11 protein-coding genes are annotated in these 13,534 nt (G+C 67.4%); 1 reads left to right on the forward strand and 10 read right to left on the reverse strand.

All coding sequences use genetic code 11. The features are described 5' to 3' along the window. Genes ACSFBL_RS34510 through ACSFBL_RS34550 form a run of 9 tightly spaced genes read right to left on the reverse strand, consistent with a single transcriptional unit; the run spans position 1 to position 11,596 of the window. Entirely contained in the window at positions 1-1,233 is a 1,233-nt protein-coding gene (locus ACSFBL_RS34510; protein WP_435520322.1) for an ABC transporter substrate-binding protein, read from the reverse strand. A 45-nt stretch (positions 1,234-1,278) separates the two neighbouring features. Then, the gene (locus ACSFBL_RS34515; RefSeq protein WP_435520323.1) at positions 1,279-3,600 is read right to left on the reverse strand and encodes an acyl-CoA dehydrogenase family protein; all 2,322 of its coding nucleotides are present in this window, start codon (positions 3,598-3,600) and stop codon (positions 1,279-1,281) included. 37 nt (positions 3,601-3,637) lie between these two features. Then, positions 3,638-5,299: a long-chain-fatty-acid--CoA ligase gene (locus ACSFBL_RS34520; RefSeq protein ID WP_435520324.1), complete on the reverse strand. Its 1,662-nt coding sequence runs from the start codon at positions 5,297-5,299 to the stop codon at positions 3,638-3,640. A gap of 24 nt (positions 5,300-5,323) precedes the next feature. Then, a complete protein-coding gene (locus tag ACSFBL_RS34525; RefSeq protein ID WP_435520325.1) occupies positions 5,324-6,088 on the reverse strand; it encodes an SDR family NAD(P)-dependent oxidoreductase in 765 nt (254 codons plus the stop codon). Between the two features lie 4 nt (positions 6,089-6,092). Beyond that, the gene (locus tag ACSFBL_RS34530; RefSeq protein ID WP_435520326.1) at positions 6,093-7,178 is read right to left on the reverse strand and encodes a tripartite tricarboxylate transporter substrate-binding protein; all 1,086 of its coding nucleotides are present in this window, start codon (positions 7,176-7,178) and stop codon (positions 6,093-6,095) included. A gap of 3 nt (positions 7,179-7,181) precedes the next feature. Further along, on the reverse strand, positions 7,182-7,886 hold the full coding sequence (locus tag ACSFBL_RS34535) for a TetR/AcrR family transcriptional regulator (protein ID WP_435520327.1): 705 nt from the start codon (positions 7,884-7,886) through the stop codon (positions 7,182-7,184). 43 nt (positions 7,887-7,929) lie between these two features. Next, a complete protein-coding gene (locus ACSFBL_RS34540; RefSeq protein WP_435520332.1) occupies positions 7,930-8,703 on the reverse strand; it encodes an enoyl-CoA hydratase/isomerase family protein in 774 nt (257 codons plus the stop codon). Beyond that, positions 8,703-10,823 carry an acetate--CoA ligase family protein gene (locus ACSFBL_RS34545; protein WP_435520328.1) on the reverse strand — a complete coding sequence of 707 codons (2,121 nt, stop codon included), beginning with the start codon at positions 10,821-10,823 and terminating at the stop codon, positions 8,703-8,705. The genes ACSFBL_RS34540 and ACSFBL_RS34545 overlap by 1 nt, the downstream gene beginning before the upstream one ends. A 14-nt stretch (positions 10,824-10,837) precedes the next feature. Next, positions 10,838-11,596 (reverse strand): SDR family NAD(P)-dependent oxidoreductase, encoded by a 759-nt coding sequence (locus ACSFBL_RS34550; protein WP_435520329.1) that lies wholly within the window; start codon positions 11,594-11,596, stop codon positions 10,838-10,840. 83 nt (positions 11,597-11,679) lie between these two features. On the opposite strand from ACSFBL_RS34550, the gene ACSFBL_RS34555 reads away from it, so the two are divergent. Further along, positions 11,680-12,261 carry a nuclear transport factor 2 family protein gene (locus ACSFBL_RS34555; protein WP_435520330.1) on the forward strand — a complete coding sequence of 194 codons (582 nt, stop codon included), beginning with the start codon at positions 11,680-11,682 and terminating at the stop codon, positions 12,259-12,261. A 44-nt stretch (positions 12,262-12,305) separates the two neighbouring features. Here the strand turns inward: ACSFBL_RS34555 and ACSFBL_RS34560 are convergent, their stop codons facing one another. After that, a complete protein-coding gene (locus ACSFBL_RS34560) occupies positions 12,306-12,977 on the reverse strand; it encodes a TetR/AcrR family transcriptional regulator (RefSeq protein ID WP_435520331.1) in 672 nt (223 codons plus the stop codon). Positions 12,978-13,534: the final 557 nt, after the last annotated feature.

The raw sequence follows: 13,534 nt of genomic DNA on the forward strand, positions 1-13,534 counted from the left end.
TTACTTCTTGACGAAATCGCAGCCGCCTTCGGACAGCGGACGGAACACCTTCTCGGCGGGGATGGCCGCGCCGACCGTGTAGAAGTCGTTCTTGCCCTTGGACTGCGCGGGGCTCTTCACGTCGACCGGATACACCGGGCGCATCACCTGGCCGTCTTCCCGGATCTTCACGTCTTTGGACATGAAATCGTTCACTGGCGTGGCCTTCATCTTCGCCACCACAGCTGGGCCGGTGTCGGTGCCGGCCGCCTGCACGCTCTTCAGGTAGTGCGTCACGGCGCTGTAAACGCCCGCCATGATGTAGGTCGGCACCACGCCGCTGTTGCGCTCCATGAAGCGCTTGCTCCAGGCACGCGAGGCTTCGTCTCGATCCCAGTAAAAGGGCACGGTGATGTTCAGGCCCTGCGCGGTCTCCAGGCCCATCGCGGCGACGCTGTTGATCGTCATGCCGAACACGCTCACGCTCTGACCGCTCTTGGTAATGCGGAACTCTGCCGCCTGCTTCAGCGAGTTGGACAGGTCGAGCCCGGCGTTCAGGATCACGATCGCCTTGGCACCACTGGATTGCGCCTGCAGCAGATAGGACGAGAAGTCGGTGGTGCCCAGCGGATGCTTGACCGCTCCCACCACCTTTCCGCCGCCCTGTTCAATGAAGCGCGTGGCCTCGGCCTGCAGCGCCGCGCCGAAGGCGTAGTCAACGGTCACGAAGAAGAAGGTCTTGATGCCCTTGTCGATCAGCGTCTGCACGCCGGCCTTGGGCAGCGAGTAGGTGTCGACCAGGAACTGGAAGGCCATCGGCGAACAGGCCTTGCCGGTGAGGTCGGAGGAGACAGTGCCGGCGATCAGGTAGGGCTTTTGCTTCTCCTTCATCAAGGTCTGTACGCCCAGCGCAATCGACGAGGCCGAGCCGCCGACGATCGCGTCCACCTTGTCCGTCTCCAGCCACTTGCGTGCGGCGTTCAGGCCGACGTCAGGCTTGTTCTGGTCATCAATCGTCAGCAGCTCTACCGGCTTGCCGTTGACCTTGCCGCCGAAGTCCTCGATGGCCATTTTGGCGGCGAGCACCGAGCCGGGTCCGCCGTTGCCGGAGTACGGTCCGCTCAGATCGCCCATGAGGCCGATGCGCACCATGTCGTCCGAAATCTGAGCATGGGCCAGGCCGGTGATCGCGACCAGGCCGGCCGTGGCGAGCACGGCACGCAAGGCCGCGATGGAGTGCCGAAAGTTCTTCATTCCTGTATCTCCTGCTTGTCGTTGGTGAAAGGTTTGGCAGGGGTATCAGGCACGGCCCGAAGGCAGCGCCAGGATCTGCTTGGCAAGGATGTTGCGCTGGATCTCGTTCGATCCGCCGAAGATGGCAGGCATGCGCGAATCCAGGTACTGGTTCATGACGTCGGCCGCGATGCCGCCGATGACCACATCGTCCATCTGGCCGCCGTGGTCGCCTGCGAGCTGCACCAGCTCGTCCGTGATGCGCTGGTAGGTCTCGGTGCCCCAGACCTTGAGGTACGACACCTCCGGCCCGAGCTCTTCGCCGCCGCGCAGTCGCCCCATGAAGCGTTCGAAGGCGGACTTGAGATCGCGCACATCGAGCACGAGCTGCGCGTAGCGGTCCCGAAAGTCGCTCGTCGCGAGCGCGTTCGTGGCCTCGGCCAGCCGGTCGAGCTGGGCCAGTGCGTACTCGCACTGGCGAGGCGTCCCGAAGAAGATCCGCTCCTCGCGAAGGAAGGAGTTGGCAACGCTCCAGCCGTCGTCGATGCGGCCCACGACGTTCGCGACAGGCACGCGCACGTTGTCGAAGAACACTTCGCTGAATTCCCCCTCACCCTTGAGGTTGACGATGGGTCGCACCTTTATGCCTGGTGTCTTGAGGTCGATCAGCAGGAAGGTAATGCCGCGCTGCTTGGCGCCGTCGACCTTGCTGGTCCGCACCAGCGCGAACATCCAGTCTGCCCCCGGGCCCAGCGTGGTCCAGGTCTTCTGGCCGTTGACCACGAGGAAATCGCCATCAAGATCGGCGCGCGTGCGCAGGCTGGCCAGGTCGGAGCCCGCGTTGGGTTCGGAGTAGCCCTGGCACCACATTAACTCGCCGCTCAGGACGCGTGGCAGGTGGTAGTCGATCTGCTCGGGCGTACCGTGCGCGAGGAGGAGCTTGCCGATGGCCAGGCCGTGGTCGGGAATGCGGGCGCAGCCGTATCGCGCGATCTCCTCGGCGTAGATCACCTGCTTGGTCGCCGACAGACCCATGCCGCCCGCCGTCTTCGGCCAGGAGGGCGCGAGCCAGCCCTTCTTCGACAAGGCCTGGTACCAGTCAGAGATGTCGGCGTAGAAAGCGCGCTTCTTCATGAAGCGCTTTTCGGGCGGGTAGTTGGCGGCGATCCAGGTTGCCAACACGCGGCGGAACTCGTCGTCGGGAAGCTCGGCCACATCGACGTCCTCGGGCACCGCCAGGGGCGAATTGTCCGACTGGTTCACGCGGCCGGTCTTCATCAGCTCATCCAGGAACTCGCCGCGCTGCCAGAGCGGATTGCCGAGCCAGGCCGACAGCGCAAGCGCTCGCTTCAGGCACAGGCCGATGTCGGTTTCATCGGCGATGCCCATGCCGCCATGCAGGTGGATCGCCGTCTTGCCGACCAGCAGCGCCGTGGCGCCGGCGCGGGCGCGCGCCGCGCGCAGCGACTGGATGCGCGTTGCATCGTCGGCCGGGCGCCCCCAGTCCAGCAGCGCGTTCTCGGCCGAGGCGCGCGCCAGCTGGCAATGCATCCACATGTCGACCATGCGGTGCTGCAGCGCCTGGAACGAGGCGATGGGCTTGCCGAACTGGACGCGCTGCGAGGTGTAGGTCACGGTGGCTTCCAGTGCGCGCTCGGCCGCACCTACGAGTTCGAAGGCGCTGGCCAGGCGGGCCAGCTCGATCGCCTGTTGGATCGCATCGCGCACGGCCGGGCCGCTCGCGAGCCTGGCATCGGCCGACAGCGTGAGGCCTTCGACATCCACTTCGCCGAAGTTCAGTCCGTCGACAGTGCGGGTCGTGCGGATCGCGGTGGGCTGGGTGATCCAGAACAGCGCAGGGTTGCCGTCTTCCAGCGCGTAGACGAGGAAGCCATCGGCGGCGTCGGCCAGCGGCACGAAGCACTTGGTCGCCCCTTCCAGCCGCCAGCTCTCGCCGCTGCGGACGGCGCGCATCCGCACGTCCTCGATCTCAAGTGCGCCGGCGGCTTCCTGCCAGGCCAGCGCGGCCAGTGTCTCGCCCGCGAGTACCCGATCAAGCAGCGCACGCGCAGGCGCCGAATCGGTAGCGATCGGCACGAGTGCCTGCACCACCATCAAGCCGCAGGCCACATAGGGCTCCGGTGCCAAGCCGTGCCCCAATTCGCTGGCGATCAGCATCGCCTCGGCCGCGCCCAGGCCGTGGCCGCCGAGCGATTCGGGTACCAGCACGCCGCTCCAGCCCGCCTCCGCCATCTCGCGCCAGACGCTTCGGTCGAAAGGGATGGCCTGGTCTCGGAGGCGACGCACGCGTGCGGGGGCCGGATGCCTCTCATGGAATGCCTGCACGCTGTCGCGCAGCATGGTCTGGGTTTCGTCGAGATGTGTCATGTAGGGAGTCCTGGTACTGCGCGGAACGTCGCGCGCCTTATTCGGCGGGGCCGCTCGGGGCCACGTCGGTCGGAAGCTGGTGAGACTTGAACTGTTCGCGCAACTTGAGCTTCTGCAACTTGCCTGTGGCGGTATGGGGCAGCGCGTCCACGAAGACCACGTCGTCGGGCATCCACCACTTGGCGACCTTGTCCGACATGAAGGCCAGGATGTCGTCGCGCGTGGGCCGCGCGTCGGGTTTGGGCACGATCAGGAGCAGCGGGCGCTCCTGCCAGCGCGAGTGAGCCACGCCGATCACGGCCGCCTCCTGCACCTCGGGATGTGCCACGGCGGCGTTCTCGAGGTCGATGGACGAGATCCATTCGCCGCCGGATTTGATGACGTCCTTCGAGCGGTCGGTGATCTGCACGAAGCCGTCGGCGTCGAGCGTGGCGACATCGCCGGTCGGGAACCAGCCGGCGGCATCGGTCGCGTCGCCGTCGGCACGGTAGTAGCCCGAAGCAACCCAGGGCCCGCGTGCCTTCAGGTCGCCGAAGGCCTTGCCGTCGTGCGGCAGCGGTTGACCATCCTCGCCGAAGATCTCGATCGCCACGCCGTAGATGGCGCGGCCCTGCTTGGCCTGCACGTCGTAGCGCTGCGGCAGCGTCAGGTCGCGGTGCTTGTCGAGCAGGGTGCCGATGGTCGCCAGCGGACTGGTCTCGGACATGCCCCAGGCATGGATCACGTAGGCGCCGAAGAGCTCCTCGAACTTCTGGATCAAGGCGCGCGGCGCCGCCGAGCCACCGACGATCAGCCGTTTGAGCGCGATCTCCGACAGGTCGAGTGTGGCGCGGTTGCGCTCGATGTAGTCGAACAGGCCCAGCCACACCGTGGGCACCCCCAGCGAGAAGTTGCAGCGCTCCTCGCGCAGCAAGCGATAGATGTTCTCTCCCGACAGATGCGGCCCGGGCAGCACCAGCTTGGCGCCGCACATCGCGCCTGCATAGGGCACGCCCCAGGCGTTGACGTGAAAGAGCGGCACCACCAGCAGCACGCTGTCGCGCGCAGAGATGGCCAGGCCGTCGGCCGCGCACGCGGTGAAGGAATGCAACACCGTCGAGCGGTGGCTGTACAGCACGCCCTTCGGATTGCCGGTGGTGCCCGAGGTGTAGCAGAGCGACGAGGCGGCGTTCTCGTCGAAGACGGGCCATTCGAGATCAGGCGAAGCGTCCGCCAGCAATTCCTCGTAGCAGAGCAGGTTGGGCAGCTTCACATCCGGCATCTGCGAACGCTCGCAGAGCGCCACGAACCCCTTGACCTGGCCGAGCTGGGGCGCGAGTTCGGCCAGCGTCGCGGCGAAGCTGTTGTCGAAGAAGACATAGCCGTCCTCGGCGTGGTTGACGATGTAGGCGATCTGCTCCGGAAAGAGTCGCGGGTTGACTGTGTGCAGGACAGCCTGCATCCCCGAAACGCCGAAGTACAGCTCCAGGTGGCGGTGCGTGTTCCAGGCCAGCGTGGCGACCCGGTCTCCGGCGCCGACACCCAGGCGCGTCAGGGCATTGGCCAGGCGCTTGGCCCGTTGCTGCACGTCGCGCCAGTTGCTGCGATGGGTGCTGCCGTCCGGCATGTGACTGACGATCTCGCGGTCGCTGTGAAAGGCCGCGGCATGGTCGATGAGTCCGGACAGCAGCAGAGGGTGTTGTTGCATCAGGCAGTTCATGAAATCTCCTTTGTCCTTTCCAGTTCAGTGGTAACTGCGCCCGCCGTCGACTGCCAGCACGATGCCGGTGACGAAGGAAGATTCGGCGCTGCTCAGGTAGAGCGCTGCCAGCGCGATCTCGTGTGGCTCGCCGATCCGACCGAGCGCGTAACGCGGGCCGACCTGCTCGCGCAGCGCCTCCGGGCTGTAGCCGCCGCGCACCATGGGCGTATCGACCGCACCGGGGCAAACTGTGTTGACGCGAACCTGCGGCGCCCATTCCATCGCGAGGGAGCGGGTGAGCGAGATCACGCCGGCCTTCGAGGCCGCGTAGGCGCTGCGCTGCTTGAAGGGCGCGAGGCCTTGGCCTGAGGCGAAGTTGACGATGGTGCCGCCGCCGGCCCCACGTAGACGGGGCAGGCAGGCGCGGCAGACGATGAAGCTGCCGGTGAGGTTCACCTCCAGCACGCGCTTCCAGTCCGCTAGGCTGACCTGGTCGGCCCACTCGGTGTTGGCGATGCCGGCGGCATTGACGAGGCCGTCGAGGCCGCCGAAGGCCTCGGCGGCCTGGGCCACCGCGCGTTCCACGGCCTCGGGATTGGTCACGTCGGCTTCGAGGCAGAGCGCCTCGCCTGACAGACCCTCCGGCCGGCGCCGGTCCAGCGACGCGACGCGCGCTCCGGCGCGCAGGAAGACCTCCGCCACCGAGCGGCCGATGCCAGAGGCAGCGCCGGTAACGAGGACGCGCCGTCCGGTGAGGCGACCCTCGACCTTTAGGTCGGCGAGCGCCAGGGGTTCATGTGCTTGCATGGTCTCAATCCGCCTTGATGTTCTTGTCCCGGATTACCGGGCCCCAGCGATCGGCCTCCGACTTCAGGTAGGCGGCGAATTCGGCCTGGGTCATGGGCAGCGGCTCGACGCCCGCCCGGTCGATGGCTGCGCGCATGTCCGGCGTGTCCAGCACCGCCCGAATGTCGGCGTAGAGACGGTTCTGGATCGGCTTCGGCGTGGCCCCGGGAACCAGCACGCCGAACCAGCTCGCGGTCGCGAAGTTGGCCAGTTCGGGCACGCCCGATTGCGCGATCGGCTTGAGATCGGGCGCCAGCGTCGAGGGCTTCAGCGAGCTGATGCCGATCGCCTTGAGCTTGCCGGCCTTGACGAAGGACAGCGCGGCCTTCGAGTCGAACATGCCTTGCACCTGGCCACCGATCAGGTCGTTCAGGCCGGGCCCGTTGCCGCGGTACGGCGCGTGGACGATGCTGACGCCGATCTGCGAAGCAAAGAGTTCGGCACCGATGTGGGGGCTCGAGCCATTGCCCGACGAAGCGAAGCTGAAGGGCTTGCCCGAGGTCCGCATGTACTTCACCAGCGACGGCACGTCGTCGGCCGGTACCGAGGGATGCACAAACAGGATGGCCGGGGCGACGGCGATCATCGCGAGCGGCTCCAGCGCGCTCTGCTTGTAGGGCGGGTTGGGCACCATGAACTGATTGGTGGTGAAACCGAAGCTGGTCACCAGGAGGGTCCGGCCGTCCGCCGGCGCACGGGCCGCCGCCGCCGTGCCGATGACCGAGCCGCCGCCGGCGCGGTTGTCCACCACCACTGGCTGGCCCCAGCGCTCGGCGAGGCGCTGGCCCAGGGCACGGGCCAGGTTGTCGGTGAGGCCGCCCGCGGCATAAGGCACGATCAGCGTGGTCGGCCCCCCGGGAAACGGTGCGTTCTGGGCGGGGGCCGGCGTGGTCTGCGCCATCGCCGGCCATGCGGTCAACGCAGACGACGCGGCCAGCGCCGTGGCAGCCCTCAGCACAGTTGCAGCACCCCGCGCGAGGGCACCGCTTCCGATATGACCTGTCGGCAGGTCAGGGAAAAGGCCGAGGAAGGTGGAGAGCTCGAACTTCATGGGTCAGACTCCTGCGGGAAGGGCCGCGCGGGGGCGACGAGCCTTGCGCGGCCTGGCCTTCGCTGACAGCGCCGGCGGCGCTTCGGCGAGCAAGCCGTGCAGCGCCATATCCAGGAACTGCCGCATCACCTCGGCGACGCCGAGGCGGCCATCCGGCCGGTGCCAGTTCGTCATCTGGTTCAGGCCCGAAAGCAGAAAACAGCCCGCGATGGCGGGATCGATGGCGCGCACCTCGCCGCTGGCGATACCCTCCGAGATGCACTGCCGCAACAGGCTCTCGTAGCGGTCGCGCAGCGCGACCGCGGCCAGGTGCTGCCCTCTCCTGCCGCCTTCTCGGAAGGCCCGGGAGCCGGCGATCCACCGATCGCGCGCCAGGTCGAACACCTCCGCCGAGGATCTCATAAAGGCGCGGATGCGCGCCGTCGGCGAGTCCGCGGCCGCCACGGCGGCGGAGACGTCGTCCACCAGGGACTGCATCGAGTCCAGCACGACCCGCTCGTACAGCGCCTCCTTGTTCGGGAAGTAGTAGTAGAGCGCGGCCTTGGTAATGTCCGCGGCTTCCGAGATGTCCCGCATGGAGGTGCGCTCGTAGCCATCGCGCGCGAACAGGCGGCGCGCGATGGCCAGCAGCTGGTTCTCACGCGTGTCCGGCGCGCCGGACACGCCCGCGCGGGCGGGTGGCGATGAAGCGGTTCGGCGTTGGGACATGGCGATGCGAACGGGTCGGTGGAATGTGGATGACGTGCCTAGCTCAGCGGCCGGTGAAGACCGGCTTGCGCTTCTCGAAGAACGCGCGCTGCGCTTCCTTGGTGTCTTCGGTCTTCGACAGTGCCACTGTGTTGCCCTGCTCGTAGCGATAGGCGTCACGCGGCGGCATCGTCAGCGTCATGCGGGCCGCTTCCTTCGCCAAGCGCACCGCAATCGGGCTCTTGGAGGCGATCTCTCGTGCGATGCCCATCGCACAGGGCATCAGCTCTGCGGCCGGCAGGCACGCTTCCACCAGACCGAGCCGGTACAGCTCCTCTCCCGACACCTGCATGCCCGTGTAGAACATTCGTCGCGCGCGAGACTGGCTGAAGAACTTCTGCAGGAAGGTGACGCCGCCGGCGAGGCCGACGTTGATCTCGGGCATCGAGACATAGGCGTCCTCCGACGCGACCCAGATGTCCGATCCCATCACCAGGCCGAAGCCGGCGCCGAGCGCGGCGCCGTTGATGGCGGCGATCACCGGCTTGGAACATTCGACCACCGCGTAGTACGACTCGCGCACCAGCCGGTTGTGCCGGCCGTAGGCGCCCGGCGTGGCCGCCAGGTTGGGCCGCTCGCGGATGTCGGCGCCGGCAGAGAACAGCTTGCCACTGCCGGTTAGCACGATGGCGGCGACCTCGTCCATGTCGCTAAGCGTGTCGAACAGCTCCGTGATCTCGGCGCGCATCTCGGCGTTCTGGGCATTGACCGGAGGGCGGTTCAGTGTGACGACGGCGATGCCGTCCTCGATCGTCAGGGTGAGTGTCTTGAGGTCCATCATGCGTGTTCTCTTGGGTTGGGGTTGTGGGGGGCTTGGCGCACGGAGATCAGGGCATCCAGGCACACGCCCCCCTGGGGGTTGACGACAAAGGGGTTGATGTCGATGCCGGCCAGGTGGTCGGCATGGCGCACCGCGAATTCCGACAGCCGGCAGAGCGCGTCGGCTAGGGCTTGCGTGTCGTAGGCCGGGCCGCCGCGCCAGCCCTTCAGCAGGGCCGATGAACGCACCGCGTCGACCAACGACATCGCCTGCGCGGGCGTGAGCGGCGCGGAAGCGAAGGCTACGTCCTTGAACAGCTCGACGGCCGTGCCGCCGAGGCCGAACATGACCATCGGCCCGAACACCGGATCCATGTGGATGCCGATAATGGTCTCCACGCCGCCGCGCACCATCGGCGCGATCAGCACGCCGTCGATGCGGGCCTGCGGCGCACGCTCGGCCGCACGGGCCATCAGAGTGTCGTAGGCGGCAGCCACCGCGCCGGCGTCCGCCAGGCCCACGAGCACGCCGCCGACCTCGGTCTTGTGCGGGATGTCGGCGGAGACGATCTTCGCGACCACCGGGTAGCCCATGCCGTCCGCGGCAAGCAATGCCGACGCGGCGCTGGTGCAGGTCTGTTCGGGCAGCACGGGGATGCCGGCCGCGCCGAGCAGTGCCTTGGCCTCGGCCTCGGTCGCGGCCTGCGGCAGTGGCTGCGAGCCGCTGGCGGCGGGGCTGTCGCCGCGCATCTCGCGCCGCAGTCTTGCCATGCGCGCCGCTCCGGCGACCGCGCGCACCGCGCGGGACGGATCAGCGAAGACGGCGACGCCCGCGGCCTCCAGCCGCTCGGTCACGCCCTGCTCGGACAGCATGACCAGCACCAGCGGCCGGTCCGGATGCGACGCTCGTATCTCGATCATTCGTCGCTCCGTCGACTCGAAGCGAGATGGCGACAGACCGACATGGGCCAGATAGGCGAACAAGGTGCCGAAGGGCGAGCCGGGGAGCAGCATCGCATCGAGCACGCGCGCCACGCCGTCCGGCACCGAGGTCACCTGCGCGGTGGTGTCGTAGGGATTGGCCGGCACCGCGAAGGGCAGCAGCTCGTGCAGGGCGCCGGCCGATGCGCTTGCGAGCGGCGGCAGAGTCATGCCCAAGTCGGACGCGTCGTCCGCCATCAGGATGCCGATGCCGCCCGAGCCGGTCATGATGCCGATGCGCTCGTTGGCCGGCAGCTGGCCGGTGACGGCGCACAGGTGCGCGATGTCGAGCATCTCCTCGATCGATGCCGCGCGGTGGGCGCCGCATTCGGCGAACACGGCGTCGTAGATCGCATCGTTGCCCGCCAGCGAGCCGGTGTGCGTCGCGGCGGCGGCGGCGCCGACCTCGGTGCGGCCGATCTTCATGATCACCACCGGCTTGCCGGCGGCGGCGGCCTTGCACAGGGCCGCGCGCAGCCGGGCACCGTCCTTGCAGGCCTCCAGCGCGGCACAGATCACGCGCGTGTCGGCGTCGTCGGCCAGGTAGTCGATGCATTCGGCCACGTCCACGTCGGCCTCGTTGCCGGTCGCGATCACACGGCTCAGCCCGATCCCGCGCAAGGTCGCCATGCCGTAGGCGGCCGAGCCGAAGGCGCCGCTCTGGGTGGCCATGCCGATCACGCCCGGCTTGGGCCGCAGGCCATTGAGAGCGGTGGAGAAGGTCGCGTAGAACTTCGCCGACGGATTGAGCAGCCCCAGCGCATTGGGGCCGACCATGCGCATGCCCGCTTCGCGGCAGATGCGCACCAGCCGCGCCTGCAGCTCGGCCCCCGCCGCATCGGCCTCGGCGAATCCTGCGCTGAAGACCTGCACCACCTTCACGCCCTTGCGGGCGCAGTCCTGCAGCGCGGCCTCGACGCCCGGCACGGGCACCGCGACGATGGCATGGTCCACCGCGCCGGGCACGTCAGCCAGGCTGGCGAATGCGGGCAGGCCCTGGATCTCCGCGGCGCCGCTGCGGTTGATGGGGTACAACGCGCCGGCGAAGCCCGCCTCGACCATGAAGCGAAGCGGCCGCCCGCCGATGCGCTCGGGGTCGGACGACGCGCCGATGATCGCCACTGATGACGGGAAGAAGAGGGGATGGAGCGAATGCATGAGCGTATGCCTGATCAGAGGAATGCCTTGGTCACGCCGCCATCGATCAGCATCGATTCGCCGGTCATGAAGCCGCTCTCATCGCCGGCCAGGAACACGGCCGCATTCGCGATGTCCTCGACCTGGCCCAGGCGCCCCACCGGCGTGCGCGCGATGCGCTTGGCCATGCCAGCTTCGTCGACGTTGATGCTCACGCCCTCGGTCAAGATGGTGCCGGGCGCGATGGCGTTGACGCGGATCTTCTTCGGACCAAGTTCCACTGCCGAGGCGCGTGTCAGCCCCAGCACGCCAGCCTTGACGCCGCAATAGATCAGTCCGTTGGGCATGCCGAGGAAGGCTGCCGCCGAGGCGATGTTGATGATGGAGCCGCCGCGGCCCTTGGCCATCAAGCCGGCGGCGACCTGCGTGCCCCAGACCACCGACTTGAAACCGGTACCGACCATGCGATCGAGCATCTCGGGCGTGATCGCGTCGATCGGGCCGTAGCGCACCCAGATGGCGTTGTTGACCAGCACGTCGAGCCGGCCGTAGTCCCGCTCGAGCATGGCGACCGCCGACTCGAAGGTGGCGCGCTCGGCCACGTTGCCGGCACAGGCCACGGCCTGACCGCCGCGCTCGCGGATCGCCGCCGCGGCGCGATCGGCGTTGTCGGCCTTGATGTCGAGAACCGCGACGATCGCGCCTTCGGCGGCGAACCGTTCGCAGACGGCGCGCCCTATACCTTGTGCCCCGCCCGTCACGAGGGCGACCTTGCCTTCCATGCGTATTTCCATGCTTGCCTTCCGTGCTCTATTTGCAGAAAATTCTACCGGCCGGTTAGTAAGTTGGCATAGCCTTAAAGATCAGGAGATACCCTATGAACAGTCACGAGATGTACGCCAGCGTGGTCGAGTTGATGGACCGCGAGGCCATTCGCGAGTGCATGTTTCGCTATTGCCGCGGCATCGACCGCCAGGACGAGGCGTCCCTGCGCAGTGCCTATTGGCCGGACGCCACCGACCGCCACGGGCCCTATGAGGGCGGCGCTACGGGATTCATCGACTGGGCCTTGGAAAAACTGCGCACCCAGGGCGAGCGTTCGGTGCACAACGTCGCCAACCTGTCGATCACCCTGCGCGGCACGCAAGCCGCGGTGGAGACCTACTTCACGGCCCTGCAGCGCGACCGCGACGCGCAAGGCATTGCGCGCGAGGTGTTCCTCGCCGGCCGCTACCTCGACCGCTTCGAGAAGCGCGGCGAGGAGTGGCGCATCGCGCAGCGCACGGTGGTGTATGACTGGGTGCGGCCGCTGGGCACGCCCGAGGGCAGCGAGGCGGAGCGGTTCGGTCCGAGGCAGCCGACCGGTGGGGTGCGGGGCAACGATCCGGTCCATGCGCTACTGGCTACCACGCAGCAGCCCCGCAGTCAGGACGAGGCCGGGTCAGCGAGACATCCCTGAAGGAAACCGCCGTCCGGCGCCAGCACACGGCAGGGACGCGGCCCTCAGATCTTCGACGCCGCGCGGCGCCCGGCGGCCTTCGCGCCCTTGACCGCCCCTGGCCCCTTCATCCCAAGCAGGATGATGTCGAGATACTGCTCAATCACCTGCCTCGGTGTCAGCCGACCATCCAGCTTGATCCATCGGGTCATCTGATTGAGCGCGGACAGCAACAAGCGCCCCGCAGTCGCCGAGTCGACCTCGCGAAACTCGCCTGAAGCCACGCCTCGGGCAATGCAGGTGCGTAGCAGTTTCTCGAATCTGTCTCGGCGCCCGACCGCGGCTTCGCGTATCTGGGGACCCATACTCGACCAGAAGACATTGGAGCCCGCGATCCACGCGTCGGGCGCTTCAGCGAAGACGTCCGCAGCGGCGAGCATGAAGGCGCGGACCTGTTCGGTCGCCCCGTCGGCCCGCTCTACCGCGTCACTGACGCGATCAAGCAGGGCCTCGAGACTGTCCACAACGATCTGCTTGTAGAGCGCTTCCTTGTTAGGGAAGTGATAGTAGAGCGCCGCCTTTGTGATGTTGGCTTCCTCCGCGATGTCCCGCAGTGAGGTACCGGCGTAGCCATGGATGGCAAAAAGGCGTGAGGCGATCTCGATCAACTGCGTTGGGCGGTCCTCCACCGCGGCGCTACCGCTCGCCTTCGTCCGTGCTGCTCTGTCGGTTCTCATCTGTGCCTTCGTTGGTCGCCATGAATATACTTCACGGCCTTGCGGACGAAAGGTGATGAGGCACTCCTAATTGGGCAATCAAGGCGAGGCACAGCTCGGCGATGAAATGCGAGGTGTGCGTGCCAATAGGGTCGTTGGCCGGTCAGCGACACCGTGCATGGATTGATCGCCTCGACGCGGTCGAGCACGCAGGAGCCCGCTGGGGTCCCCCGCCGCTGACAGGAGTTCTCAAGCGCGCGCCAAGCACTTAAAGAGGTCGCGCGAGGGAGCTTACCTCCGCGGTGTGAGCGAGTCAGCCGCCCGGCGCGGCTGCAAACTGGCGCTCCCAGCTAACGCGCGTTGGCGAGCGGCAGGTATCGGGTTGCGTGAACCAGGCGGAGGTCCGTTGCGGTGCGAGCAAAGTCTGCTTTTCGGCGCCCGATCACACGATCTCTATGTCTCTTGGAGAGCGTCAAGCAGCATGGCCGGTTAAACGACATTCATCTTGGCCGGTTGGGCAGGGGTGAATGTCGTTTTATGAGGGGCTAGGCTTGTGGCTCCTTGGGCTGGTTGTCGTT

Source organism: Variovorax glacialis, from assembly GCF_051216375.1.
Taxonomy (GTDB): domain Bacteria; phylum Pseudomonadota; class Gammaproteobacteria; order Burkholderiales; family Burkholderiaceae_C; genus Variovorax.